General features: G+C 71.0%; 21 protein-coding genes and 2 riboswitches. Of the genes, 8 read left to right on the top strand and 13 right to left on the bottom strand.

Going from position 1 to position 25,470, the window contains the following annotated elements; translation table 11 throughout:
- Positions 1-113 precede the first annotated feature (113 nt).
- From gcvP to OG587_RS25995, 7 genes are all read right to left on the bottom strand, one after another.
- Entirely contained in the window at positions 114-2,969 is a 2,856-nt protein-coding gene (gcvP, locus tag OG587_RS26025; protein WP_329079687.1) for an aminomethyl-transferring glycine dehydrogenase, read from the bottom strand.
- A 183-nt stretch (positions 2,970-3,152) separates the two neighbouring features.
- Positions 3,153-3,245, bottom strand: a riboswitch (glycine riboswitch).
- 15 nt (positions 3,246-3,260) lie between these two features.
- Positions 3,261-3,881 carry a MerR family transcriptional regulator gene (locus tag OG587_RS26020; protein WP_329079685.1) on the bottom strand — a complete coding sequence of 207 codons (621 nt, stop codon included), beginning with the start codon at positions 3,879-3,881 and terminating at the stop codon, positions 3,261-3,263.
- 144 nt (positions 3,882-4,025) lie between these two features.
- On the bottom strand, positions 4,026-4,496 hold the full coding sequence (locus OG587_RS26015; RefSeq protein ID WP_326639501.1) for a bifunctional nuclease family protein: 471 nt from the start codon (positions 4,494-4,496) through the stop codon (positions 4,026-4,028).
- A 79-nt stretch (positions 4,497-4,575) separates the two neighbouring features.
- The gene (gene ftsR / locus OG587_RS26010) at positions 4,576-5,226 is read right to left on the bottom strand and encodes a transcriptional regulator FtsR (RefSeq protein ID WP_443075230.1); all 651 of its coding nucleotides are present in this window, start codon (positions 5,224-5,226) and stop codon (positions 4,576-4,578) included.
- 26 nt (positions 5,227-5,252) lie between these two features.
- Positions 5,253-5,765, bottom strand: coding sequence for an FHA domain-containing protein (locus OG587_RS26005; protein ID WP_329079681.1), 513 nt, complete (start codon positions 5,763-5,765; stop codon positions 5,253-5,255).
- 437 nt (positions 5,766-6,202) lie between these two features.
- Positions 6,203-8,704 carry a mannose-1-phosphate guanyltransferase gene (locus OG587_RS26000; RefSeq protein ID WP_329079679.1) on the bottom strand — a complete coding sequence of 834 codons (2,502 nt, stop codon included), beginning with the start codon at positions 8,702-8,704 and terminating at the stop codon, positions 6,203-6,205.
- A 3-nt stretch (positions 8,705-8,707) separates the two neighbouring features.
- Positions 8,708-9,304, bottom strand: coding sequence for a CDP-alcohol phosphatidyltransferase family protein (locus tag OG587_RS25995; protein WP_329079676.1), 597 nt, complete (start codon positions 9,302-9,304; stop codon positions 8,708-8,710).
- A 94-nt stretch (positions 9,305-9,398) separates the two neighbouring features.
- Positions 9,399-9,511: riboswitch (TPP riboswitch) on the top strand.
- Between OG587_RS25995 and thiC the strand changes: the two genes are divergently transcribed.
- The 4 genes from thiC (at position 9,504) to OG587_RS25975 (ending at position 13,776) form a co-directional block, all read left to right on the top strand.
- The gene (gene thiC / locus OG587_RS25990; protein ID WP_329079674.1) at positions 9,504-11,237 is read left to right on the top strand and encodes a phosphomethylpyrimidine synthase ThiC; all 1,734 of its coding nucleotides are present in this window, start codon (positions 9,504-9,506) and stop codon (positions 11,235-11,237) included. Its footprint overlaps the riboswitch before it by 8 nt.
- Before the next feature lie 199 nt (positions 11,238-11,436).
- Entirely contained in the window at positions 11,437-12,045 is a 609-nt protein-coding gene (locus OG587_RS25985; RefSeq protein ID WP_329079672.1) for a class I SAM-dependent methyltransferase, read from the top strand.
- 68 nt (positions 12,046-12,113) lie between these two features.
- A complete protein-coding gene (locus tag OG587_RS25980) occupies positions 12,114-13,295 on the top strand; it encodes an acyl-CoA dehydrogenase family protein (RefSeq protein WP_329079670.1) in 1,182 nt (393 codons plus the stop codon).
- Positions 13,296-13,359: 64 nt separating this feature from the next.
- Positions 13,360-13,776, top strand: coding sequence for an SRPBCC family protein (locus OG587_RS25975; protein ID WP_329079668.1), 417 nt, complete (start codon positions 13,360-13,362; stop codon positions 13,774-13,776).
- A gap of 60 nt (positions 13,777-13,836) precedes the next feature.
- Here OG587_RS25975 and OG587_RS25970 read toward each other — a convergent pair whose 3' ends face one another.
- On the bottom strand, positions 13,837-14,751 hold the full coding sequence (locus OG587_RS25970) for an alpha/beta hydrolase (RefSeq protein ID WP_329079666.1): 915 nt from the start codon (positions 14,749-14,751) through the stop codon (positions 13,837-13,839).
- Positions 14,752-15,042: 291 nt separating this feature from the next.
- Positions 15,043-15,729: a gamma-glutamyl-gamma-aminobutyrate hydrolase family protein gene (locus OG587_RS25965; protein ID WP_329079664.1), complete on the bottom strand. Its 687-nt coding sequence runs from the start codon at positions 15,727-15,729 to the stop codon at positions 15,043-15,045.
- 490 nt (positions 15,730-16,219) lie between these two features.
- Between OG587_RS25965 and OG587_RS25960 the strand changes: the two genes are divergently transcribed.
- Together OG587_RS25960 and OG587_RS25955 are read left to right on the top strand one after the other, a co-directional pair.
- Positions 16,220-17,335 carry a globin domain-containing protein gene (locus OG587_RS25960; protein WP_329079662.1) on the top strand — a complete coding sequence of 372 codons (1,116 nt, stop codon included), beginning with the start codon at positions 16,220-16,222 and terminating at the stop codon, positions 17,333-17,335.
- A gap of 365 nt (positions 17,336-17,700) precedes the next feature.
- A complete protein-coding gene (locus OG587_RS25955; RefSeq protein ID WP_329079661.1) occupies positions 17,701-18,030 on the top strand; it encodes a hypothetical protein in 330 nt (109 codons plus the stop codon).
- A gap of 94 nt (positions 18,031-18,124) precedes the next feature.
- On the opposite strand, the gene thyX is transcribed toward OG587_RS25955, so the two are convergent.
- From thyX to OG587_RS25940, 3 genes are all read right to left on the bottom strand, one after another.
- The gene (gene thyX / locus OG587_RS25950) at positions 18,125-18,856 is read right to left on the bottom strand and encodes an FAD-dependent thymidylate synthase (protein WP_329079659.1); all 732 of its coding nucleotides are present in this window, start codon (positions 18,854-18,856) and stop codon (positions 18,125-18,127) included.
- Positions 18,857-18,929: 73 nt separating this feature from the next.
- Positions 18,930-20,426 (bottom strand): amidohydrolase family protein, encoded by a 1,497-nt coding sequence (locus OG587_RS25945; protein ID WP_329079657.1) that lies wholly within the window; start codon positions 20,424-20,426, stop codon positions 18,930-18,932.
- A 120-nt stretch (positions 20,427-20,546) separates the two neighbouring features.
- Positions 20,547-22,688: an anthranilate synthase component I gene (locus OG587_RS25940; RefSeq protein WP_329079655.1), complete on the bottom strand. Its 2,142-nt coding sequence runs from the start codon at positions 22,686-22,688 to the stop codon at positions 20,547-20,549.
- Between the two features lie 298 nt (positions 22,689-22,986).
- Here OG587_RS25940 and OG587_RS25935 point away from each other — a divergent pair, with 298 nt between their 5' ends.
- Complete coding sequence (locus tag OG587_RS25935; protein ID WP_329079653.1) at positions 22,987-23,346, top strand: CocE/NonD family hydrolase C-terminal non-catalytic domain-containing protein; 360 nt, start codon at positions 22,987-22,989, stop codon at positions 23,344-23,346.
- Positions 23,234-24,388 (top strand): helix-turn-helix transcriptional regulator, encoded by a 1,155-nt coding sequence (locus tag OG587_RS25930; protein WP_329079651.1) that lies wholly within the window; start codon positions 23,234-23,236, stop codon positions 24,386-24,388. The genes OG587_RS25935 and OG587_RS25930 overlap by 113 nt, the downstream gene beginning before the upstream one ends.
- Positions 24,389-24,441: 53 nt before the next feature.
- Here the strand turns inward: OG587_RS25930 and OG587_RS25925 are convergent, their stop codons facing one another.
- Positions 24,442-25,356, bottom strand: a complete 915-nt coding sequence (locus OG587_RS25925) for an SDR family oxidoreductase (RefSeq protein ID WP_329079649.1) — start codon at positions 25,354-25,356, stop codon at positions 24,442-24,444.
- Between the last annotated feature and the right edge of the window lie 114 nt (positions 25,357-25,470).

The following is a 25,470-nucleotide window of genomic DNA, read 5'->3' as shown; positions in this document are numbered from 1 at the left end:
CGGATACGGAGACGCCCCGAGCCTAACGACTCGGGGCGCCGTCCGTCCTCCCGCATTCCCCTCGGATATCGCGGTTCGCGCGGGCTTTCGGCCCCGCCGGGCTTTGGCGGGGATCAGTCCTCGTACGCCTCCAGGGGAGGGCAGGAGCAGACCAGGTTGCGGTCGCCGTAGGCCTGGTCGATGCGGCGGACCGGCGACCAGTACTTGCCCTCGCGCACCGACGGCAGCGGGTAGGCCGCCTCGGTGCGAGTGTAGGGGTGGCCCCACTCGTCGGCGACGAGGCTGTCGGCCGTGTGCGGGGCGTTGCGCAGCGGGTTGTCGGTCTTGTCGTACGTGCCGGCGGCGACCTTCGCGATCTCCTCACGGATCGCGATCATCGCCTCGCAGAACCGGTCGAGCTCGGCCAGGTCCTCGCTCTCGGTCGGCTCGATCATCAGCGTGCCCGCCACGGGGAAGGACATGGTCGGGGCGTGGAAGCCGTAGTCGACGAGGCGCTTGGCCACGTCGTCGACCGTCACCCCGGTCTCCTTGGTGATCTGGCGCAGGTCGACGATGCACTCGTGGGCGACGAGGCCACCGCGGCCGGTGTAGAGGACCGGGTAGTGGGGGCTGAGCCTGCGGGCCAGGTAGTTGGCCGACAGGATGGCCTGCTCGGTGGCCGCTTTCAGGCCGTCGGCGCCCATCATCCGGATGTAGGCCCAGGAGATGGGCAGGATGCCCGCCGAGCCGTACGGCGCGGCCGAGACCGGGCCCACGGCCGTGCCCTCGCGCAGCGGGTGGCCGGGCAGGTAGTCGGCCAGGTGGGCGCGGACCGCGACCGGGCCGACGCCGGGGCCGCCGCCGCCGTGCGGGATGCAGAAGGTCTTGTGCAGGTTGAGGTGGGAGACGTCCGCCCCGAACTCCCCCGGCCTGGCCAGGCCGACCAGCGCGTTGAGGTTGGCGCCGTCGACGTAGACCTGCCCGCCTGCCTCGTGCACCAGCTCGCAGATCCGGACGATCGTCTCCTCGTACACGCCGTGCGTGGACGGGTAGGTCACCATGATCGCGGCAAGCTGCTCACGGTGCTTGTCGATCTTCGCGACGAGGTCGTCGAGGTCCACGTTGCCCTGGTCGTCGCAGGCGACCACGGCCACGCGCATGCCCGCCATGACGGCGCTCGCGGCGTTGGTGCCGTGCGCGGACGAGGGGATCAGGCAGACGTCGCGGCCCGACTCGCCGCGCGCGGTGTGGTAGGCGCGGATCGCCAGGAGCCCGGCGAACTCGCCCTGGGAGCCGGCGTTCGGCTGCAGCGACACGGCGTCGTAGCCGGTGACCTCGGCCAGCCAGCGCTCCAGTTCCCCGATCAGCTCGATGTAGCCCGCGGCCTGGTCCTCGGGCGCGTAGGGGTGCAGCCCGGCGAACTCCGGCCAGGTGATCGGCTCCATCTCGGTGGTCGCGTTGAGCTTCATGGTGCAGGAGCCCAGCGGGATCATCGACCGGTCGAGCGCGATGTCCTTGTCCTGGAGCCTGCGCAGGTAGCGCAGCATGGCCGTCTCGGAGCGGTGGCTGTGGAAGACCGGGTGGGTCAGGTAGTCGCTGACGCGCGCCAGCGCGGCGGGCAGCGCGTCGTGCGCGGCGGCGTCCAGGTCGGCCAGCACGGTGCCGCTGACCTCGAAGGCGGCCAGGACCTGCTCCAGGTGCAGGAGCTCGGTCTTCTCGTCGCAGGTGACGCCCACGTGGTCGGCGTCGACCAGGCGCAGGTTGACGCCGTTCTCGCGGGCCGCGGCGACGACCCCCGCGGCGCGGCCGGGCACCCTGGCGAGCACGGTGTCGAAGAAGGTGTCGTGCACGATCTCGACGCCGCCCTGGCGCAGGCCCTCGGCGAGCACGACGGCGTGCCGGTGGGTACGCCGGCCGATCCTGCGCAGGCCCTCGGGGCCGTGGTAGACGGCGTACATGCCGGCGATCACGGCGAGCAGCACCTGCGCGGTGCAGATGTTGCTGGTGGCCTTCTCGCGGCGGATGTGCTGCTCGCGGGTCTGGAGCGCGAGCCGGTACGCGGGGCGCCTGTCGGCGTCCTGGGAGACGCCCACCAGGCGGCCCGGCAGCTGGCGCTGAAGGCCGTCGCGGACCGCCATGTAGGCGGCGTGGGGGCCGCCGAAGCCCAGCGGGACGCCGAACCGCTGCGAGGAGCCGACCGCGATGTCGGCGCCGAGCTCGCCGGGCGCGGCCAGCAGGGTGAGGGCCAGCAGGTCGGCGGCGGCGACCACCTGGGCGCCGCGCGCGTGGGCGGCGTCGGCGATGGCTCGGAAGTCGCGGACCCTGCCGCTGGCGCCGGGGTACTGCACGAGCACCCCGAAGCACTCGGGAAGCTCGGCGGTGAAGTCGCTCTCGACCAGCTCGATGCCGAGCGGCTCGGCGCGGGTGCGCAGCACCGCCTTGGTCTGCGGCAGCGCGTCGGCGTCGACCACGAACACCTTCGAGGGGCTGCGGCCCGCGCGGCGGGCCAGGGTCATCGCCTCGGCGGCGGCGGTGGCCTCGTCCAGCAGGGACGCCCCGGCGACGTCGAGGGCGGTCAGGTCGGAGACGACGGTCTGGAAGTTGATCAGGGCCTCCAGGCGGCCCTGGGAGATCTCCGGCTGGTAGGGCGTGTACGCGGTGTACCAGCCCGGGTTCTCCAGGAGGTTGCGGCGGATGACGCCCGGGGTGATCGTGTCGTGGTAGCCCAGGCCGATCATCGAGGTGAGCACGGTGTTGCGCCCGGCGAGGACCCGCAGCTCCGCGAGGGCCTCGGACTCCCCGGCCGCCGGGGGCAGGCTGAGGCGCCCCGAGGAGCGGATCGCCTCGGGTACGGCCACCGCGACCAGGTCGGCGACGGAGGCGAATCCGACCGCCTCCAGCATGCGGGTCTGGCCGGCGTCGTCCGGCCCTATGTGGCGGGTCGCGAACGGCGGGGAGCTGAGCTCGCTGAGCGATGACAGGTCGGTCATTGGTGAAGCCTCCCGGGACGGGGGTGGAGACCGGCGCTGGGCGCGGGCGTATGCCTGGTCTCCCCCTCTGTCATCACGACCGTCGTTCACGGGTCGTGACCTGAGAGCTTCACCTGCCCTTGACGGGAGGCTTGCACCGTCGGTGAGTCGCGCCTGGCGAGCGCGCCTTCTTTCCAGAGTTGCCTCGTCCGTGCGGTACCGGGTGCCTGAGAGATTCCGGGGAGGTTGCTCCTTCGGCGCCCCGATCGCGGTCGGGGTCTCTCCCGCACAGGGTCAGTGGCAAGTCCGAGTTTACCCGGTTCGTCGTGCTCTGCGACGGCGGGCCAGTTCATCGGCCTGATGATCGCCTAAAGGGCCCTCGCCCGACTCCGCACGTTCGCCGGGCAGATCCGCGAGGGAGCCCTCCACCTCCTGCCACACCCGTCCCAGTGCTATGCCGAAGACTCCCTGACCGCCCTGGAGGAGGTCGATGACCTCGTCGGGGGAGGTGCACTCGTAGACGCTCACCCCGTCGCTCATCAGGGTGATCCCGGCCAGGTCGTTGACGCCCCGGTCGCGCAGGTGCTGCACGGCGATGCGGATCTGCTGGAGGGAGACGCCGGTGTCGAGGAGCCGCTTGACGACCTTGAGGACCAGGATGTCGCGAAAACCGTACAGCCGCTGGGAGCCGGAGCCGTGAGCGGCTCGCACGGTGGGCTCGACCAGGCCGGTGCGCGCCCAGTAGTCGAGTTGCCGGTAGGTGATGCCGGCCGCCGAACAGGCCGTCGGGCCCCGGTAGCCGATGTCGGCGGGCACTTTCACCGGTTGCCCGTCGAACAGCAGACCCTCTTCACCCGCGCGCTGACGTGCCGACTGGCGCCGTTCCGGGTCATCCTGATCGGCGTTTCTACCCTCGCCGCTGCTGACCGCCACGCGGACCTCCGGCTTTCTCTCATCCCACGGCCTGATCTGGGGGTTTACGCACGACCGCGGGTTTCACTTGCACCGTAGGACTGGGGCCAAGTCCAGTCAACGACCCCACCCGGCGCGTCGTGAAGCGTAAATGCACCGAAATTCCTACCCCGCGCGACCGAAGTCCTCGGGCGTGATCGTGTCAAGGAACTCCCTGAACTTCTCCACCTCGTCCTCCTGGTCGTCGGGGATGATCACCCCCGCCTCCCTGACCACGTCCTCACTCGCGAAGATACGTGCGCCGGTGCGAAGTGCCAAGGCGATCGAGTCCGAGGGACGCGCGCTCACCTCCACCCCGTTGGAGAACACGAGATCGGCGAAGAAGATGCCGTCGCGCAGGGCGACGATGTTGACCGTGCTCAGCCGGACTCCGAGCCCTTCGAGCACGTCGCGGAACAGGTCATGGGTGAGCGGCCGAGGTGGTGGTTCCTCGGCCTGGGCCATGGCGATCGCCGTGGCCTCCGTCATGCCGATCCAAATAGGTAGGTAACGCTCCCCATGCGTCTCTTTCAGCAAGACGATCGGCTGGTTGGAGGGCATCTCAACTCGAACGCCCACGACCTCCATCTGCAACACGGGCTGCTCCGTCTTCGCTGGATTCCGACCGGTTTGTTCAACGTAACACTCGTGGGGGTACGAGTGCCTGGTCAGGTTCTCACCGGCCCAGGGCCCCACGAACGCCGGAACGCAGCAGCGAGGCGTGCAATTCCAGCAGCAGGCCGGAAATCTCCCTCGCCGTCTCGTCGGCCTGGTCGATCGCGCCCGGCCCGCGGCGGCGCAGCAGCGGGGCGACGGCCTGCTCCACCAGGCCCGCCTCGCGCTCGGCCGCGGCCTTGACCGCCCGCAGGTGGCGGGCGCGCAGGCCGAAGGCGGCCAGCGCTCCGACACTGCGGGCCACGGCCAGCGCCTCGGCGTCGTAGTAGCGGGCCACGGCGGCGAGCAGACCGTAGTCCTCCAGCTCGGCGAGAGTCTCCTCGTCGAGCTCGGCGGCGGCGATCAGCTCCTCGCGGGTGAGCCGGATCTCGGGAGGCGCGTCGTCGGGGACGGCGCGCGGCCGGGCGGCCGGGCGCTCCTCGCGGTCGGCCGCCTCCAGGTGGTCCTTGATCACTCGCAGCGGCAGGTAGCGGTCACGCTGCTCGCTGAGGATGTAGCGGAGCCGCTCGACGTCGGCGTAGGTGAACTTGCGATAGCCGGAGGGACTGCGCTCCGGCTCGATCAACCCCTCGCCCTCCAGGAAACGAATCTTGGAGATGCTGACGTCGGGGAACTCGCCCTGCAGGAGAGCGAGCACCTCCCCGATGCTCATGTGCGCACGAGCGGCCTGCGAGCTCATCATCCTCCAGCGGCACCGCGGGTGAGGAAGACGAGGCGGAACTTGCCGATCTGCACCTCGTCCCCGCCGTACAGCGGGACCTCCTCTATGCGCTCGCGGTTCACGTACGTGCCGTTCAGGCTGCCGACGTCACGGACGGTGAAGACCCCGCCGCCGCGCCGGTAGAACTCCACGTGACGGCGCGAGACCGTGATGTCGTCGAGGAAGATGTCACTCTCGGGGTGGCGGCCCACGGTGGTGAGATCACTGTCGAGCAGGAAACGGCTGCCGGCGTTGGGACCGCGCATCGCCACCAGCAGCGCGGTGCCCGGGGGCAACTGCTCGACGGCCTGCCGTTCGGCGAGAAGCGTCTCACCTGTCTCCGCCTCGTAGGCCTCGATCCCGGAGAGGGAGATCGTCGATGTGCTGTCTCCGGGGGTCTCGGCTTTGGTAAGCGGCGACCCGCATCGTGAACAGAAACGGGCATCCTCAGGATTGGCATGACCGCACTGCGTGCAGTAGACGCTCGGCATCGATCGGCTCGGCCTCCTACCGCGAAGACGCGGCAACGGTGCTCAGTGATGCGCGCCTCGCTTCTTCGCTTCTCAAGTGTTTTCTCGGACTGCGAATGCCGCAACATACAGTGATGAGGCGCGAAGGTCAAGGTTGACGCTGAACCGCGGGTACGGTCGGTGACAAAGTTACAGTGGGGTACTGTCTCCGGTCCATGGCGCCGCGCTGTGTTTGTCGCAACCGCTCGGCCCGGAGCCTCCCTCCCTGCGCCTTCCCACCCGGCCCGGAGTCTCATCCCGGTGCTTCTCCGCGCCCTCCGGAACCTCCCTCCCGGCGCCTCTCCGCGCGGCCTGGAACCCTCGCCCACGCCCTTTCCCGGCCCCGGCCGCCGGGCCCGGCCCCAACCGGCCCGCCAGCCGCCCACGGCCCCCTCGACCAGCCGGTCCCAACCGGCCCGTCAGCCACCCGCGGCCTCCTCGACCACCCGCGCCCAGTGCTCGATCAGGGTCTGCGCGGAGTCGACGTCGAACCCCTCGGCCCACAGGTGGGTGACCGCCTCCGTCGGGTCGGGCAGCACCAGGGTCCAGCTGCCGTCCTCGGCGACGACCCGGACCCCGTCGGTGGTGTCGATGCGGTAGTGCTCGGCGGCCTCGATGACCGAGCGCATCACGGCGCCCTTGGCCGCCCACGGGGTCGGCACGGTCCGGCGCAGCAGCTTGGCCTCGGGGATCCTGGCGTCGATCTGGCTGAGCGAGAGGCGGGTCCTGGCGACCAGGCCCAGCAGGCGCAGGAACACCGCCAGGCCGTCCACCGTGGGCCCGAACTCGGGCACGATGAAACCGCCGCGCCCGTCGGCCGCGAAGATCATCTCTGGTCCCCTGGCGGCGGCGGTGAGCGCGTCGATCGCGGTGGAGGTCCACTCGGCCTGGACGCCGTGGAAGCGGCAGACCTGCTCGGCCACCCGGGTGGTGGTGACCGGCAGCGCCACCCTGCCGCCGCGCCGCTCGGCGGCGACCAGGTCCAGCACCACCAGCAGGGCGCGCTCCTCGCTGATCAGCTGGCCCATCTCGTCCACCAGGGCGACCCGCTCCCCCACCGGGTCGAAGCGGACCCCGAAGGCCGCCCTGGAGGAGCTGACGAGCTCCGACAGGCGCTGCAGGTCGCGGCGTCGCTCGGCGAGGGTCTCGGTGGGCGAGGCGTCGTCCAGCCGGTTGTTGACGGTCAGCACGTCCACCCCGACCCGGCCCAGCAGGCTGGGCAGCACCAGGGAGGAGGTGCCTCCGGCGCAGTCGACCACGACCTTCATGTCGGCGTCGCGCACCCCGCTGATGTCCACCAGGCGCAGCAGCTCGTGCGTGTAGTCCTCCACCGCCCTGGCGGGGAAGCTCAGCTCGGCGATCTCCCCGGGGAAGGCGCGGCGGAACTCCTGCCGGGAGAAGACCCGGTCCAGCTTGCGCTGGGCCGCCGGCGACAGGTCCGCGCCGTGCTCGTCCATGAAGACGATGTCGACGCTCTGCGGGTCGCCGGGGGTGGTGCGCAGCGCGATGCCGCCGACGGCGTTCTCCCTGGCGGTGTGGAAGCGGGCCACCGGGAGCGGGGACGCCTCCAGGTCGAGCACGTTGATCGCGCTGGCGTTCAGGGCGCTGATCACGGCCCGCTTCAGCGCCCGCGCGGCGCGGGAGGAGTCGCGGGAGGTGATGACCGAGGCGCCCTTCTTCAGGGTGGTGGCGTAGGCGCTGGCCAGCCGTACGCACAGCTCTGGGGTGATCTCCACGTTGACCAGCCCGGAGACCCCTCGGGGGCCGAACAGGTTGCGCTGGGCGCGCGGCTCCCAGATGACGCTGTTGTTGATCACCGCCCCCGCCTCGATGGTCTTGAACGGGTAGATCTTGACCCCGGAGGAGATGTACGCCTCGGCCTCGATGATGCACTCGTCCCCGACGACGGCGCCCTCCTCGACCCTGGCGGCGGTCATCAGGTCGGTGTTCTTGCCGATCACACAGCCGCGCAGGTGGGCGCTGGGCCCGACGTAGACGTTGTCGTGGACGACCGCGCGGTGCAGGAAGGCCCCCTCCCTCACCACCGCGTTGCTGCCCAGCACGGTGTACTCGCGCAGCTCGGCCCCCGCCTCGACCTTGGCGTAGTCGCCGACGTAGAGGGGGCCCTTGAGGATGGCGTCGGCGTCGACCGAGGCCCCCTCCGCCACCCAGATGCCCGGCGAGACCTCGAAGGCGTCGATGTCGACCTTGACCCGGCCGGACAGGACGTCGGCCTGGGCCTTGAGGTAGCTCTCGTGGGTGCCGACGTCCTCCCAGTAGCCGTCGGCCACGTAGCCGTACAGCGGGGCGCCGCGCTCCAGCAGCCTCGGGAACACGTCGCCCGACCAGTCGACGGACTCCCCCGCCGCGATCTCGTCGAGGACCTCGGGCTCCATCACGTAGATGCCGGTGTTGGCGGTGTCGGAGAAGACCTGGCCCCAGGTCGGCTTCTCCAGGAAACGCTCCACCCTGCCCTGGTCGTCGACGATGACGATGCCGAACTCCAGCGGGTTGGGGACGCGCTTGAGCCCGATCGTGACCATCGCGCCGTTCTCGCGGTGGAAGCGGATCATGTCGGTCAGGTCGATGTCGGTCAGCGCGTCGCCGGAGATGACCAGGAAGCGGTCGTCGCGGAGCCGGTCGGCGGCGTTCTTGACGCTGCCCGCGGTGCCGAGCGGGGTGTCCTCGGTGGCGTAGTACAGGCTCATGCCGAGCTCGTCGCCGTCGCCGAAGTAGTTGCGGACCAGGGCGGCCAGGAACTGTACGGTGACCACCGTCTCGGTGAAGCCGTGCCGTTTCAGGAGGCGAAGCACATGCTCCATGATCGGCCGATTGATCACGGGTAGGAGGGGCTTGGGCTGGTTCGCGGTCATCGGCCGGAGCCGTGTCCCCTCCCCGCCCGCCATGACGACGGCCTTCACAGATCACCTCTTAAGGCGTTTGGCCTCGCTTGTCAGCTGACGCACCTGTACCCAATACAGCACTCCGGACCACCAGTACAGGCCTGTGCCCCAGATGGCCAGGGACCAGCCGACGATCCCGGCCGCCTCGGCGTACCAGGAGGGATGGTGGGCCAGGAAGAGCAGGGGGAAGGCGTAGAGCAGGTTGGCGGTGGCGGCCTTGCCGAGGAAGTGCACGGGCAGCGCGGGACCGTACCCGAGGCGGCGCAGGATGATCGGGATGCCCAGCAGCATCACGTCGCGCAGCGGGATGGCCAGCGCCAGCCACCAGGGGATGATCTCGCGCATGGCGAGGCCGAACAGGGTGGCCAGGATGTAGAGCCGGTCGGCCAGCGGGTCGAGCAGGCGGCCGAGCCTGCTGGTCTGGTTCCACGCACGGGCGATCTTGCCGTCGAGCCAGTCGGAGAACCCGGCCAGCATCAGCAGGGCGACGGCCCAGCCGTCGGCCTTCGGCCCCAGCACCAACCAGAGGAAAACCGGCACCCCCAGGAGCCTGGCCAGGCTCAGCGCGTTGGGAACCGTCCAAATTCGATCTTCGGCTCCCGATGCTTCCGGACTCACCGGATGGTCTCCCTCCCCGTACCTGATGGTGACACTACTGCGTCCAGTGCGGCCAAGTGGATGGTGGGCGCGGGGGAGACGCGCTATCGTTCCGCTCAACCAACGCGGGAGCCCGGGGAACCGGGCTGAGAGGACGGCTGAGACAGCCGCCGACCGCCAGAACCTGCTCCGGATAATGCCGGCGAAGGGAGTTTGCGCGATGAGCGACGCGCGTATTTCCAGCTTCAAGACCTACCAGGGCGACCTGCGCGTCCCCATGCGCGAGGTGCGCCTGACCGACGGGAACGCGGTCACGCTGTACGACACCTCGGGCCCCTACACGGACCCGTCCGTGACCACCGACATCACCCGCGGCCTGCCACGGATGCGCGAGGAGTGGATCCTGGACCGGGGCGACACGGTCCGGTACGGCGGCCGCCCCGGCGCTCCCGGCGACGACGGCTACCGCGACCGCGACGCCTGGGCCCGCGACCTCCGCTCCCTCGACGCGGTCTTCACCGGCCACGCCGCCCGGCCGCTGCGCGCGGTGGGGGCGCCGGTGACCCAGCTCGCCTACGCCCGGCGCGGCCTGGTCACCCGGGAGATGGAGTTCGTCGCGGTCCGCGAGGGCGTGACGCCGGAGTTCGTCCGCGCCGAGGTGGCCGCCGGGCGGGCGATCATCCCGGTCAACGTCAACCACCCGGAGAGCGAGCCGATGATCATCGGCCGCAACTTCCTCGTGAAGATCAACGCCAACATCGGCAACTCGGCCGTCGCCTCCACCATCGAGGAGGAGGTGGACAAGATGACGTGGGCGATCCGGTGGGGCGCCGACACGGTGATGGACCTGTCCACCGGGCGCAACATCCACACCACCCGCGAGTGGATCATCCGCAACTCCCCGGTGCCGATCGGGACCGTCCCGCTCTACCAGGCGCTGGAGAAGGCGGGCGGCGACGCGGCCGGCCTGTCGTGGGAGATCTACCGCGACACCCTGATCGAGCAGTGCGAGCAGGGCGTGGACTACTTCACCGTCCACGCGGGAGTGCGCCTGGCCCATGTGCCGCTGACCGCGCGGCGCAGGACCGGGATCGTCTCCCGGGGCGGCTCGATCATGGCGGCCTGGTGCCTGGCGCACCACCGCGAGAGCTTCCTCTACGAGCACTTCGCCGACATCTGCGAGATCCTGGCCCGGTACGACGTGGCGTTCTCGCTGGGCGACGGGCTGCGTCCGGGATCGATCTCCGACGCCAACGACGAGGCCCAGTTCGCCGAGCTCAGAACGCTGGGCGAGCTCACGAGGATCGCTCACGCGCACGACGTCCAGGTGATGATCGAGGGGCCGGGCCACGTCCCCATGCACAAGATCAAGGAGAACGTCGACCTGCAGCGCGAGCTCTGCGACGACGCCCCGTTCTACACCCTCGGCCCGCTGACGACCGACATCGCGCCCGGCTACGACCACATCACCTCGGCCATCGGCGCGGCGATGATCGGCTGGTACGGCACGGCCATGCTCTGCTACGTCACGCCCAAGGAACACCTGGGCCTGCCCGACAGGGACGACGTGAAGACCGGCGTGATCACCTACAAGATCGCGGCGCACGCGGCCGACCTCGCCAAGGGCCACCCGGGCGCGCAGGCCTGGGACGACGCCCTGTCCGACGCGCGGTTCGAGTTCCGCTGGGAGGACCAGTTCGACCTCTCCCTGGACCCCGCGACCGCCCGGTCCTTCCACGACGAGACGCTGCCCGCCGCCCCGGCCAAGACCGCGCACTTCTGCTCGATGTGCGGCCCGAAGTTCTGCTCGATGAAGATCAGCCACGATGTGCGCAGGTTCGCCGAGGAACGCGGCCTGACCGGCGTCGAGGCCCTGGAGGCCGGGATGCGGGAGAAGTCGGAGGAGTTCTCCCGCGAGGGCGGCCGGGTCTATCTGCCCGTGGAGGGTATCTGAGACCCTGTGGGGCGCGGGAGGGACGTCGTCCGAAGGGGTGCCAGGGGGCACCGCCTTCGCGCCGTCCTCCCGCGCCCCACGGGCCCGCACCCGGTCCGGGCGGGCAGCCCTGTGGGGAGGAGATCCCGCCTCAGGACGACCGTCGAGATCCTCCAGATGGTGTACTTCCGGGCCCCTCGCACCCTCTACCCTTCAAACCATGACCAATGACACCGCGCTCTTCCTGGGGCAGTGGATCCGCTCGCCGGGCACCGTTGGAGCGGTGGCGCCGAGCTCTCGGCGGCTCGCCGAGGCGGTGGCCTCGCCGGTCCCTCTCCGGGGAGATCCGGTGATCGTCGAGCTCGGCCCCGGCACGGGCGCTTTCACGGCGGAGATCCAGCGCCGGCTGGGCGGCCGGGGGCACCACCTCGCCGTCGAGATCAACCCGAAGCTCGCCGAGTTCCTCGCCGCCGGAAACCCGGGGGTGGACGTCGTGGTCGACGACGCGGCACGGCTGCCGCAGCTGCTCCAGGAGCGCGGCCTGTCCAGGGCCGACGCGATCGTGAGCGGGCTCCCCTGGGCCGCGTTCTCCGCGGAGACACAGGGACGCCTGCTGGACGCGGTCACCGCGATCATGGGCCCGCACACGGCCTTCACCACCTTCGCGTACAGCTTCGCCAAGCACCTTCCCCCCGCGCGGCGCTTCAAGAAGCGCCTGGTCGACACCTTCGAGGAGGTCGTCGTGGGCCGGACGGTGTGGGGGAACGTGCCGCCGGCCTTCGTCTACCACGCGCGCAGGCCCCGGCTGGATCCCGCCCGGGAAGCCTGACCTCGGGCCCCGGAGATACCGAATTACGTTCTACGATTGCGCACGCAGCTAGAACGGAGTTGATCAACATGGACTTCACCCTCCCCGAGAGCGCCCTCGCCGTGCAGCGCGGCATCGGCGACATCTGCGCGCGCTACGACCTGGACTACTGGCAGCGGTGCGAGAGCGAGAAACGCTGGCCGGAGGAGGTCTGGCAGGACCTGGCCAAGGGCGGCTGGCTCGGCCTGGCCGTGCCCGAGGAGTACGGGGGCGGCGGGCAGGGCCTGCTGGAGCTGGCCGTGGCCACGGAGACCCTGTCGGCCTCCGGTTCGGCCGGCGGCTCGGCGTTCACCTACGTGCTCACCCCCGGGTTCGGCGCCATGACCCTGTCCAGGCACGGCAGCCGGTGGCAGCGCGACGAACTGCTGCCCAGGCTGGCCACCGGCGAGCTGGAGACCTGCTTCGCGCTGACCGAGCCCGACGCCGGGTCCAACGCCCTGGGCATCTCCACCTTCGCCCGCCGCGACGGCGCGGAGTTCGTCGTCAAGGGCCAGAAGATCTGGATCACCGGCGTGCAGCGCGCCACCTGGATGCTCCTGGTCACCCGGACCATCCCGGCCGCCGAGGCCAAGCCCCGCTCCAACGGCCTGACCGTCCTGCTGGTGAACGTCCCCGAGGCGGTCGCCGCCGGGCAGCTGTCCTTCCAGCCGATCCCGAAGATGGGCGCCAACACCACCCCGTCCAACATGGTCTTCATCGACGACCTGCGGGTCCCGGAGAGGAACGTCGTCGGCGAGGTCGACCAGGGCGCGATGGTGCTGTGGGACATCCTCAACCCCGAGCGCGTCCTGCTGGCCGCCTCCGCGCTCGGCGGCGCCGAGGTGGCGCTGCGGGTGGCCGTGCAGTACGCCAAGGAGCGGGAGGTCTTCGGCCGCCCGATCGGCGCCAACCAGGCCATCGCCTTCCCCCTCGCCCAGGTCAAGGCCAAGATCGAGCTGGCCAGGCTGATGCTCTACAAGGCCGCGTGGCTGTTCGACGGGCAGCAGCCCTGCGGCACCGAGGCCAACATCGCCAAGCTGACCGCCTCGCAGGCCGCGTGGGAGGCGGCGGACCACGCCTTCCAGACGCACGGCGGCATGGCCTACTCGCTGGAGTACCCGGTGGCCCGCCTGCTGGCCGACGCCCGCATCGGCAAGGTCGCCCCCGTCACCGAGGAACTCCTGCTCAACTACCTGGCCACCCAGGTGCTCGGGCTGCCCAGGAGCTTCTGACCGGATTGCCGCGCGGCACGCACGGGCAGACCCTCGGTGACGAGACCAGCACGAGGAGTGGCCGATGTCCGCGTACGCCAGCACGGTGATCAACGCCTCCGCCGACGAGGTGTGGGAGTACCTCAGGGATTTCGGCAACCTGGCGGAGTGGCTGCCGGGGATCACCGGCTGCGAGATCGAGGACGGCGGGGACTCCCGGCCGGGCGCGGTGCGCAGGCTGGAGGGCCCCGGCGGAACCTTCAGGGAGCGGCTGCTCACCCTCGACGACGCCTCGCGTTCGGCGACGTACGGGATCCTGGAGAGCCCGCTGCCGGTCCGTGACCACCGGGCCTTCTACCGCGTCGCCCCCGTCACCGACAGCGGGAGGGCGTTCGTCGAGTGGTCGGCCACCTTCGAGGCCGACGACGTGGCGAAGATGGAGGAGTTCGTCGTCGGCCAGGTCTTCGCGCCCGGCCTGGCCTCCCTGCACAGGCGCTTCTGACCGGGCGCCGCCATCCGGGACGACCATGCCGTACGGGTCCCGCCCCGCCGGAAAGACCCCCTACTTGAAGGCCTCCGCGAGACGGGTCGCGGCGTACTCGCGCGCCTCGATCGCCTGGTCGAAGAAGCCCGGCAGTCCGAAGAAGCCGTGGATGGCCCCGTCGTACCTCCTCACCTCGACCGGTACCCCGGCCGCGGCGAGCTGGGCGGCGTACTCCTCGCCCTCGTCGCAGAGCGGGTCGCACTCGGCGACGATCACCGTCGCCGGGGCCAGGCCGGACTTGTCGGCGAGCCGGGCCGGGGCCAGCCGGGGGTCGGCCGGGTCACCGCCGTACTGCGCGACGAACCAGGCCATCTCATCGGCACCGAGCCCGAAGCCGGTGGCGTAGGTGCGGTAGCTCTCGGTGTCCATCGCCACGTCTGCCACCGGGTAGACGAGCAGCTGGTGTGCCAACCTGAGCCCGGCGTCCCTGGCCCGCCAGGCGGCCACGGCCGCGACGTTGCCCCCGGCGCTGTCGCCGCAGACCGCGATGCGCTCCGGGTCGGCCCCGTAGGCGCCGGGACGGGCGAAGAGGTCCTGGACGACGCTCCACGCGTCGTCGGCCGCCGCGGGGAAGGGGTGGTGGGGCGCGAGCCGGTAGTCGACCGAGATCACGACCGCCCCGTTGCGCACCGCGAGGTCGCGGCCGAGGGCGTCGTTGCGCTCGACGCTTCCGAAGACCCAGCCTCCGCCGTGGAAGTAGACGATCGCGGGGAGAGGGCGGTCGCCCTCCTCCGGCCGGTAGACGCGGACCGGCACGCCCGCGGCGACGTCGTCCCTGACCAGCGGGAGGGGAACGAGCGGACCGCGCTGCTCGGCGAAACCGTCGAGGGTCCGCAGCTCGGCGATCATCTCGTGTGTGAGCGTGGAGAGAGGGGCACCGAGGTCCGTCTGGAAGAGCTTCAGGTAGGCCTCGGCCTGCGGGTGCAACGACATGATCGGCACTTTACCCGCCGGATCCCCGGCACGGCGGGACCCCGTGCGACGCCCCCCGCGCAACGGCGTCGCGGCCGGGCCGCGAGCGGGCCACGGCGGCCAGACGGCGGCCAGACGGCGGCCAGATGACGCGGACGGACTGCGGGCGGATGACGCGGACGGACCGCAGACGGACGGCAAACGGCGGACGGCGGTGACCGGGGAACGCGGGTCGGCACCGGACGTCAACACCGGATGTCAGCAGGCGGGGCGTCAGTGCCGGGTGCCAGTGCCGGACGTCAGTGCCGGACGTCAGCGGCGAGCGGCCTCGACCAGGGCCTCGACGAGCCGGTTGTCCCCGGCGCGCGCGGGGTTCCACTGCACGCCGACGCCGAACCGATGCCCCTGCAGCTCGACGCCCTCGACGATCTGGTCGTCGGCCCAGGCCACGGCGAGCAGGCCGGTGCCCAGCCGCTTGACGGCCTGGTGATGGGGCGCGGTCACCTCGGCCGTGTCGCCCAACGCCTTGCCAAGCTTGCTGGAGACGCTGATCTGGATGCGGTGCGCCTGGGAGGCGGCGTGGCGGTCGTGGTCGACCACCTCGGGAAGCCAGGGGATCAGGGTCCCGCCCTGGGCGACGTTCAGGACGTGCATGCCCCGCCCCGAGGCGAGCAGCGGCAGGTCGGCCTCGACGGCGGCGCGGGCCAGCGCCAGCTCGAAGCGGTCGCGGTGCGGCTGGGGGTCCCTGACGCGCTCCTCGCGGGCGGCCCCGTACAGGGAGGGGTCGAGCTCGCCCCCGCCGGCGAGGATCACGCCGGACAGACCGTGGACATAGTCGTCGATCCCGCCGAGGTTGAGCGGCGGCAGCAGCACCGGGGCGCCGCCCGCCTTCTCGACGGCCCGCGCGTAGGAGGGGGGCGACAGGACGGCCTCCCTGACCCAGTCGCCCCAGCGGGCGGCCTCAAGGTAGGCGGTGATACCGATCAAGGGTCGGGACATGCGTTCTCCAGGGGGGCGTGCGCGAGGTGGCGCCACCTGTTTCGGACAGCACCGATCCCATCTCCAACAGCTCCTCTATCATGACGCACTCCATTTCGGTCATGTCACACATCTGAGGTATCAGTGTCGTCTCGCCAGGAGTCCGCAACCCTCACCTCCTGGGGAGTTCCCCTCGCCCACGACCTGGGACTCCGACATGACCGAAAATCTTACGACCAGTAAATTTTCCATTCAAAGAGAACGTGATTATTATTCGCCTATCCCGATCACCATCAATTAGTTGGTCACACAAAATAACTTTCCAATTACGGATAGTTAGATTTCCCACCATATTGCTGAGAAACGGTTGTGACGTCTACATGGTGATGGAAGACTCAAATTCGAGGGACCAGGTGAGCCGGGGCTCCCGGTCGCTCGTCACCCGGAGCCGTCAGGGAGGTGGATCTGTGTGATCGGACTTTGATCCGGTCAATTAGGGTGGGTTCGTTAAATGTCTTTGAATCCGCGTCTCGTCAAGGAAAGCTTCGCCGTCGTCGAGCCCGTCGCGGACAAGGCCGCGGCGTACTTCTACGGGCGCCTGTTCGCCGAGAGCCCGCATCTGCGGGCGATGTTCCCCCCGGCGATGGACGTCCAGCGCGACCGCTTGTTCAGCGCGCTGACCAGGATCGTCTGGAGTCTGGACAGTCCCGGCAGCCTGGCGTCGTTCCTCGGCCAGCTCGGCCGTGACCACCGCAAGTACGGGGTGCTCGCCGAGCACTACACCGCGGTCGGCAACGCGCTCCTCGCCACGATCCGGCACTTCGCCGCCGAGATCTGGGACACCGAGATCGAGGCGGCGTGGGTGGCCGCGTACACCGCCGCCGCCAATCTCATGATCGAATCAGCCGAGTCGGACGCGGGGGTGTCGCCCGCCTGGTGGCTGGCCGAGGTGATCGACCACGAGCTCCGCACGCCGGACATCGCGGTGATCACCCTGCGGCTCGACCAGGACCTGCCCTACACGCCCGGCCAGTACGTCAACGTGCAGACCGCGCGCTGGCCGCGCGTCTGGCGCACGTTCTCCATCGCGAACGCGCCCCGGGACGACAACACCGTCCGCCTGCACGTCCGCGCGCTCACCGGCGGCTGGGTCTCCACCACGCTGGTCCGGCACACCCGGATCGGCGACACCGTGACGCTGGGCCCTCCGATCGGCACCATGGTGCCCGCCGACTCGGAGCGCGACATCCTGTGCGTGGCGGGCGGCACCGGCCTGGCCCCGATCAAGGCCATCCTGGAGCACGTGATCGACTCCGGGCGCCGCCCCAACATCCACCTGCTGTACGGAGCCCGCACGGCCGCCGAGCTCTACGACCTGACCGACCTGGTACGGATGGAGTCGGCCTTCCCGCGGCTGCGGGTGCTGCCCGTGGTCTCCGAGGAACCGGGGTACGACGGCATGCGGGGCAGGGTTCCCGACGTGATGGAGCGCTTCCACTCGTGGGCCGAGCACGAGGCCTACGTCTGCGGCCCGACCTCCATGGTCAACGAGGCGGTCCGCAGACTCCAGCGGGGCGGAATGCCGTCGGCCCAGATCCACCGGGACATCGTGCCGGGTGAGCCCTGAACGACATTCGGGACTAACACCCCGAACTGATCACCCAAATTTTATAGAGCACGGCGGGACGCGGCGTGACATGGCAGCATGAGGCCCAATCCGAAAGGAGATGGTCATGCACGACGGCCCCCCTCACAGCCCGTGCCCCCCTCTCGACCGCCACCCGCACGGACCCGTCCGCCACCATCGTCATCCGCCCGGCCCCCCGGCCGGAGCCGCCCACCCGCACGAACCCGTCCCCGGTCCCCTCCACCGGTGGTGGCTCTTCCACGATGAGGGCGACGCCCGCCCCCGGCACCCGTCCGACCGGCGACCAGCCGGCCGTCCAGGCTCCCCGGGCGTGCCCGCCCGGCGCGACACGGTGCTCTGAGCCGATGGCCAGACCCGTCACCCTCGTGACCTTCATGCTTCCCCCCACCCTGCGGCACTGGGCGGGCGAGACCACCGAGATCCGCGTCTTCGCCATCGCCGACCACGACGACGGCCACCCCACGCTGGGCTCCGCCCTCGACATGCTCCGCCGCACGCACCCGTCCCTGGAGCAGCGGCTCCGCGACGACTACGGGTGCATCCGCCGGCACATCAGCATGTTCGTCTGCGGCGAGAACGCCCGGCACCTCGGCGGCCTCGACTGCGCGCTGCCTCCGGGCGCCGAGATCCTCGTCCTGCCCGCCCTCTCCCGCCGCCAGGAGACGACGGGCTGACCACCGGCGCCGGACGCGGAGACGACGAACCGGGAGACGACGACAGGAAGACGGCGGGCGGGACCCCTCCGGCCCGCACGCCCGGCGGACGCCTCTAGGGGGCGACCCTGCCGGCGGCCACGAAGGCCGCGTGCGTGAGAGGCATCAGCTCCGCCCAGGCCGCCTCCATCTTCTCCGCCACCATCTCGATCTCGCGCTGCGGGAACGAGGGCACCCTGGCCTGCTCGTTCTTGGTGCGCAGGGAGAGGAAGTGCATGAGCGAGCGCGCGTTACAGGTGGCGTACATCGACGAGAAGAGACCGACGGGCAGCACCGCCCTGGCCACCTCCCGGGCGATCCCGGCCGCCAGCATCTCCTGGTAGGCGGCGTAGGACTGCCGGTACGACGACTCCATCGCCTCAGTGACGATCTTGTGCTGCTCGGCGCTGCCCTCGGCGAAGACGTACTTGCCCGGACGGCCCTCCTGAACCAGCTTCCGCTCCACCCCCGGAACATAAAAATTAGGCTGAAGCTCCCGGTAACGCCCACTTTCTTCGTTGTATGACCATCCAACCCTGTGGCGGTGAAATTCCCGGAAGACGAAGATCGGTGCGCTGACGAGGAAGGTCATCGAGTTGTGCTCGAAGGGACTGCCGTGCCGGTCGCGCATCAGGAAGTTGAGCAGCCCCCTGGAACGCTCGGGGTCCTTGCCGACCTCCTCCAGGGACTGCTCCCCGGCGGTCGACACCCGCGCTGCCCAGAGCACGTCGGTGTCGGAGGCGCTGTGCTTGACCAGCTCCACCGTCACGTCGTCGAGAAAACGTGCCTCTGCCCCATCGTCCGTCAACTTGCTCCCCCTCGTCGCACCAACAGTCGCCACATTATTCCAGGGGCTCAGCCGTCCCAGCGTCGGGCACCCGTCACAACCGGTATATCCGCCGGGCGTTGCCCGAGCCGATCATCTGGGCCACCCGGGCGGCGTCGGCCGCGCTCCACTCGCCGTCGGCCAGCCGCGCGGCGAGCGCCCCGGCCAGGCCGCGCCGGTAGTGCAGGGCGCCGAGGTGGCAGGTCTCGGCCACACCGTGGCCACCGGAGCCGAACAGCTGCTTGTGGAACGGCACGAGCTCCAGCAGTTCCGCCATGACCGCGGCCGAACCCGTGGCGCTGCGGGTCAGGGCCGCTCCCACGTCGACGTAGACGTGCGGGAGGGCGCCCGCCAGGCTGGCCGCCTGGCGGTGGAACGGGTGGGAGCGCAGCAGGACGACGGGGACGCCCACCGGCTGCACGGCCATGATGAAGCCGGTCACCGGCGCCGGACCGGTGCCGTGCGGGCCGGGGTCGGGGCTCCAGCCGGGACCGGCGTGGACTCCGGAGGAGCCGGCCCCCCCGGAAGCGCCGCCGTACGCGCCGCGACGGCCCGAGGTGACACGGCCGCCACGTCCCGGGTGGGCGCCGTGGCGCGTACCGCCGGCGTAGCGGGCGAGACCGGTGTGGAACTGCAGCGGCCGCCCGTACTCCCTGGCCACGTCGACGGCCGTCCAGAGCAGGTGGCGCAGCAGCACCTGGTCGGTGAGTTCCTCCCCCGGGCAGGCCAGCCGCCGGGTGGCCGCCGCGATCACCGCTCCCCGGCTCGGCCTGGCCGGATCGAGGTGGTGGCCGGACCTGTGGGCCGTGACCGACTTCAGGGCGACGGCGCGGGCGGCCCGCTCGGCGAGGTTCTGGGCGAGGGCGGAGATGTAGGAGACTCCTGAGACGGCGGTCCCGGCGACCTCCTCCTCGGCCCGCTCGATGTGGACGACCCGCGCGGTCTCCGCGCCGCCCGCGTGGCCCGTCCCGGTCCTCGGCGGCACCCCGGCCCCGCCGAGGCCGGCGTCGAAGCGGTCCGGACGATCCAGACGATCCACAGCGCCGGGGCCCTCGGACCCCCGGGAGCCGCCGAGAGCGCCGAGCCCTCCGGCGCCCCCGCGACCGCCGGGACCGCCGAGGTCGCCGAGGTCGCCGAACCCCTCGAAGCCGCCGAAGCCCTCCGGACCCGGGCCGTCGGAGTCGTCGAAACCATCAAAACCGTCGGAACCGTCGAACAGGAAGGTGGCGATCCCCGCGGCGTCCAGCAGCCGCCGGTTCACCTCGGCCGCGCCGAGCTCCATCCTGCGGGCCAGGTAGACGGCGGGCGGCACGTGCGGGGCGAGGCCGAGGACGGGTGCGCACCAGCGGCGGACCGCGGCGCCCGCGGGGGTGTCGAAATGGGTGGTGCCCGGCGGCGCCGGAGTCCCCGCGTCGGTGAGCAGCGTCTCGAACCGGGCCCGGGTCAGGTCGTCGCGGCACACGCCGTGGCAGTTGTGGTCGACCAGCGGCGCCAGCAGCGCCTCCCGTACGGCGTCGGGCAGCTCGACGGGCAGCACGCCGTCCGACCTCATGCCCGCTCCTCCCCGCCGCGGGCGTACCGGCCGGGCCTGGCCCGGTACGCCCGCGATCTCCACGACGGGGAGAACTCTAGGATCATCCGGCGCGACCGCCGGGCGCGGAATACGGGTTCTTTACCCGGTCGTGCGGCAGAGCCGGAGAACGTTGGCGATGATCTTCGCTCCCGAGCCTCCCCCGGCGGTGAGGATCGACTCGGGATGGAACTGCACCGCGAAGCGGCGTCGCTCCACGTCCTCGATCGCCATCACCGCGCCGTCCGGGGTGAGCGCGGTGGCGGTGAACCCGGCGACGCCCGCCCGCTTGGCGTGGACCGAGTGGTAGCGCGCGGCGGTGAACTCCTCGGGGAGACCGTCGAGCAGGGCGCTGTCGCCCAGCCGCCGTACCTGGCCGCGCTTGCCGTGCTCGGGGTAGGACAGCAGTTCGAGGGTGCCGCCCGCCTGCTCCACCATGCCCTGCAGGCCGAGGCAGACGCCGAACACCGGCAGGTCGCGTTCGTAGAGGGCGCCGACCAGGGCGGGCAGGCCGAAGTCGGACGGCCAGCCGGGGCCGGGCGACAGCACCACCAGGGAGGGCGCGATCTCGTCGATCATCGTGACGGGGAAGCCGTGCCTGAGCGTGACGACCTCGGCGCCCTGCTGGCGGAAGTAGTCGGCGAGGGTGTTGACGAAGGAGTCCTCGTGGTCGACGAGCAGCACCTTCATGCCGCTTCCCGGCTGCTCGGCGACCACCTCCGCCTCGACCTGCTCCAGCGGGGCCGCGCCGACCGCCGCCAGGGCGCCCAGCAGGGCGCTGGCCTTGAGCTCGGTCTCCCGCTCCTCGGCCTCGGGGTCGGAGTCGAACAGCAGCGTGGCCCCGGCCCTGACGGTGGCGACCCCGCCGCGGATCTGCGCGGTGCGCAGGGTCAGGCCGGTGTTCATCGAGCCGTCGAAGCCGATGTAGCCGACCGCCCCGCCGTACCAGCGCCGCGTGGTCTCCTCGTGGTCCTCGATGAACTGCATCGCCCAGGTCTTGGGGGCTCCGGTGACGGTGACGGCCCACATGTGGGTGAGGAAGGCGTCGAGGGCGTCGAACTCCGGACGCAGCCGGCCCTCGATGTGGTCGACGGTGTGGATGAGCCGGGAGTACATCTCGATCTGGCGGCGGCCGATCACCTGAACCGTCCCCGGCACGCAGATGCGGGACTTGTCGTTGCGGTCCACGTCGGTGCACATGGTCAGCTCCGACTCCTCCTTGACGCTGGACAGGAGGGTCCGGATCGCGTCGGCGTCCTCGATGGGGTTGCCGCCGCGGGCGATGGTGCCGGAGATGGGGCAGGTCTCGACGCGGTCGCCGCTGACCCGGACGTACATCTCCGGGGAGGCGCCGACCAGGTGCTCGCCCTCGCCGAGGTTGAACAGGAACTCGTACGGCGCCGGATTGACCTTGCGCAGTCCCCGGTAGAAGGCGGCCGGGTCGGTGCAGGGGGCGTGGAAGACCTGGCCGGGGACCACCTCGAACAGGTCGCCGCGGACGAACTTCTCCTTGGCCGCGGCCACGACCTTGGCGTAGGAGCCCCTTTCGGGGTCGGCCGGGAGCTCGGACGGCGGCGGGGTCAGCGGCACGACCTCCCCCTCGCGGGCGAGCCCGTGGGTGGAGACGCCGTCCACGGTGAACTCGTAGCGGAACTCCTTGCTGGTCTCCCTCTTGCGGTCGATCACCATCACCCGGTCGGGCAGGTGCAGCACGAGGTCACGCTGGTCGGTGGCCCGCTTCAGAACCTGCCTGATCGGCTCGAACTGGAAGGCCAGGTCGTAGCCGAAGGAGCCGTACAGGCCCAGGTGCTCGTTCTCGCCCTTGAAGGCGGCGATGATCTCGCGGATCGCGGTGAAGACCGTGGGGCGCCGGCTGCGCATCTCCTCGGGGAGGATGTCCTCCGACTCCGCCACGTGGACCTCGACGAGGTCGGCCGTCGGCTCCTCGACGGGCTTGCCCGCCGCCAGCAGGCAGGACACGATGGCGGGCAGGACCACCCTGCCCCGGGCGTTCAGCGCGCGGGCGGAGATCCTACGTCCCCTGGCCACGATCTCCAGGCAGGGGTCGACGTAGGCGAGGTGCCATCGGCTGTAGCGGCCGGGATACTCCATCCCGGAGGAGAGCACTCCGCCACGGCGCTCGCCGAGCGTCGTGACGACGTCCTCAAGCACCGTCTCGGGCACGTCGGACGCGGTGACCTCGACCCCTATGCCGCCGGCGGTGGTATATCGGCTCGTCTCCACTGCGGTATCGCCCCTCTTGTTTCCCTGATGCCCTGAGGGAGCGGACACAGAAAAGGCCGCCTCCCCGGGCGGCCGTCTGTCTGCTCGCGAATGCGAAACCTGCGCCGCCTAGAAGCGGCGCCACCACTGAAGGGTAGTCGGGTGTCGCATGTGGCCAGAGTACCGGCGGCGACCGTGATCATGCAACGTGACACCGCGACGGGTCCACTCCGGTCCAAAAACAGCAAAAATCCCCACAAGGTAAGCGGGCGTAGAGCGATCCGGCCCGCGCCGGGACCACGGGATCCGCCGGATCCGGGTGGACCTGTGGCCGATCGGGCACCGTTTCCGGCGCGGACACCGGATCCGCGTGCACGTCGCCGGAGGCGCGTATCCCCGGATCGCCCGCGACCTCGGCACCGGCGAGCCCCCGGGCACGGGCAGCGCGATGGTCGCGACCGGCCACGAGGTCTTCCACGACCCGTCCCCCGCGGCCCCCGCCCGGCCGTCCCCGCCCGAACCCGTCCCGGCCGCGGTGGCGGGTGCGCCGGGGCTAGGGTCGGGGGGTGCGCGCAGCCAGGTTGATGTCGTTGGTCCTGCTGCTCCAGGCCCGGGGCGGGATGACCGCGGCGGAGCTCTCCCAGGAGCTGGAGGTCTCCGAGCGGACCGTCCACCGTGACATGCTGGCCCTGTCGGAGGCCGGTGTGCCGGTGTACGCCGACCGCGGGCGAGGTGGCGGCTACCGGCTGCTGGACGGATACCGCACCCGCCTCACCGGGCTGGACCGCGCCGAGGCGGAGGCGCTGTTCCTGTCGGGCGTGCCGGAGGCGCTGCGGGAGATGGGACTGAGCGAGGTGGCGGCCACGGCGCGCCTGAAGGCCTCGGCAGCGCTCTCCCCCGGACTCCGCGACGCCCCCGCGACCGCGGCTCAGCGCTTCCACCTGGACGCCCCCGGCTGGTTCGCGAGCGAGCGGCCTCCCCCGGCGGCGCTGGCGCCCCTGGCCAGGGCGGTGTGGGGCGACCACCCGGTCACCGCCCTCTATCGGCGTGCCACGCGCACCCGGCCGGGCGAGCAGACCGGGCAGACCGGACAAGCCGCGGAAACCAGGAGAACCGAGCGGGCCGGACGCGGCGAACAAGCCGGGGAGAGCGAGCAGACCGAAGCGGCCAGGCAGACCGAGCAGGCCGGCGCCGCCCGGCGCCTGGAGCCGTACGGGCTCGTGCTGAAGGCGGGGGTCTGGTACCTGGCGACCCGGTTCGCCATCTACCGGGTCGACCGCTTCGACGAGGTCGAGATCCACTCCGGCCTGCGCTTCGAGCGGGACGGCGCCTTCGACCTGGCCGCGTTCTGGAGCGAGAGGGCGGCGCAGTTCGCCGGGTCCCTGCTCACCACGCACGTCACCGTACGCCTCAGCCCCGCCGGCCGCCGCGCGCTCCCCTCCGTCGCCGACCCCGCGGCCCTCGACGCCGCCCTGGCCTCCGCCGGTGAGCCCGACGAGCGGGGGTGGGTCACGTTCCGCCTGCCCGTCGAGTCGCCGGAGGTCGCCTACAGCCAGATCCTCCGCTTCGGCCCGGAGGCCGAGGTCGTCGACCCGCCCGGCCTCCGGGCACGCCTGGCCGAAGCCGCCGCCCGCCTGCGCGACCTGTACGCCTCCCCCTGCCCCTCCGGCTCCCCCGCCGACACCTTCGAGACCGGCGACACCCGCGTGTCAGACCGCTGACCTCTCACGACGATCCCAGCCTGAGGTCCGTTGCCCGGCGATTCGGGTGGTGGTCAGCGGTAGCCGGTGGCGTCGGCGGGCTTGCCCTTGCTCTCGACCTCCTCGATGTAGCGCCAGGCGTCGGGCCTGCTGCCGTCGACGTCGGTGAAGCCGTACACCTGGGCGAGTTGCCCGCTGGAGACCGACTGCCCCGACCAGCGCATCCGGTCCTCGTCGGCGGCGAGGGCGACGACCGCGCGGCCGACGTAGGCGGGTGTCTCGGAGATCACGAAGTGCGGCTGCTTGGCGGTGGCGTCCAGCCAGTTCTCCTCGGTGACGCCGAAGAGCTCCAGCATGTTCTCCGACCTGAGCCAGCCGGGAGTCAGCGAGATCGCGGCGCAGCCGTGCGGGCGCAGCTCGTGGGCCTGGCTGAACGCCAGGCGGTTCACCGAGATCTTGGCCAGGTCGTAGAAGGCCGAGAGCCGGTAGTTGGCGGTGTTGTACTCCAGGGTGCCGTCGGTCACCTCGATCACCATGCCCCCCGGGTTCTCGATCAGCAGGGGCAGGGCGTGGTGGCTGGTGATGAGGTGGGTGTCCACCGCCAGCCGGAGGACGCGCAGGCCGTCGTCGAGGGAGTGCTTCCAGACGGGGACGTTCCACTCGGTGAGCGGGTCGGCGCCCCAGACGTCGTTGACGAGGATGTCGAGCCTGCCCTGCTCGCTCCTGATCCGCTCCACCAGGGCGCGGACCTGCTCCGACTCCAGGTGGTCCACCCGGACCGCGATGCCGTGCCCGCCACCGCGGGTCACGAGTTCGGCCGTCTCCTCGATGGTCTCCGGCCGGTCCATCTCCGAGCGCCGCTCCCGGGTGCTCCTCCCGGTGCAGTAGACGGTGGCGCCGGCCGCGCCCAGCTCCACCGCGATCCCCCGGCCGGTCCCCCTCGTCGCCCCCGCGACGAGGGCGACCTTTCCTTCCAGCGTTCTTGTCATGAGGTCAGCGTGACGCGAAAACAGGACATCTTCTGTCATGTTTTTCCCGCGCTCGCCGAAAACGCGACGGCTGGGACGGAAGGACCGGGTCGCCCCATGGATCGGCACGGCCGA

The sequence above is a fragment of the Streptosporangium sp. NBC_01469 genome (genome assembly GCF_036227305.1).
In the GTDB taxonomy this organism is placed as follows: Bacteria; Actinomycetota; Actinomycetes; order Streptosporangiales; family Streptosporangiaceae; genus Streptosporangium.
The sequence above is the reverse complement of the archived record's forward strand: the minus strand, read 5'-3'. Positions and strand labels throughout refer to the sequence as shown.

What these genes read in the sequence shown, in the direction of transcription:
- gcvP (WP_329079687.1), bottom strand. Translation starts at nt 2,969, where the DNA reads ATGACCGACCTGTCATCGCTCAGCGAGCTCAGCTCCCCGCCGTTCGCG.
- ftsR (WP_443075230.1), bottom strand. Translation starts at nt 5,226, where the DNA reads ATGAGCATCGGGGAGGTGCTCGCTCTCCTGCAGGGCGAGTTCCCCGAC.
- OG587_RS26005 (WP_329079681.1), bottom strand. Translation starts at nt 5,765, where the DNA reads ATGCCGAGCGTCTACTGCACGCAGTGCGGTCATGCCAATCCTGAGGAT.
- thiC (WP_329079674.1), top strand. Translation starts at nt 9,504, where the DNA reads ATGAGCGACGCGCGTATTTCCAGCTTCAAGACCTACCAGGGCGACCTG.
- OG587_RS25985 (WP_329079672.1), top strand. Translation starts at nt 11,437, where the DNA reads ATGACCAATGACACCGCGCTCTTCCTGGGGCAGTGGATCCGCTCGCCG.
- OG587_RS25980 (WP_329079670.1), top strand. Translation starts at nt 12,114, where the DNA reads ATGGACTTCACCCTCCCCGAGAGCGCCCTCGCCGTGCAGCGCGGCATC.
- OG587_RS25975 (WP_329079668.1), top strand. Translation starts at nt 13,360, where the DNA reads ATGTCCGCGTACGCCAGCACGGTGATCAACGCCTCCGCCGACGAGGTG.
- OG587_RS25970 (WP_329079666.1), bottom strand. Translation starts at nt 14,751, where the DNA reads ATGTCGTTGCACCCGCAGGCCGAGGCCTACCTGAAGCTCTTCCAGACG.
- OG587_RS25965 (WP_329079664.1), bottom strand. Translation starts at nt 15,729, where the DNA reads ATGTCCCGACCCTTGATCGGTATCACCGCCTACCTTGAGGCCGCCCGC.
- OG587_RS25960 (WP_329079662.1), top strand. Translation starts at nt 16,220, where the DNA reads ATGTCTTTGAATCCGCGTCTCGTCAAGGAAAGCTTCGCCGTCGTCGAG.
- OG587_RS25955 (WP_329079661.1), top strand. Translation starts at nt 17,701, where the DNA reads ATGGCCAGACCCGTCACCCTCGTGACCTTCATGCTTCCCCCCACCCTG.
- OG587_RS25945 (WP_329079657.1), bottom strand. Translation starts at nt 20,426, where the DNA reads ATGAGGTCGGACGGCGTGCTGCCCGTCGAGCTGCCCGACGCCGTACGG.
- OG587_RS25925 (WP_329079649.1), bottom strand. Translation starts at nt 25,356, where the DNA reads ATGACAAGAACGCTGGAAGGAAAGGTCGCCCTCGTCGCGGGGGCGACG.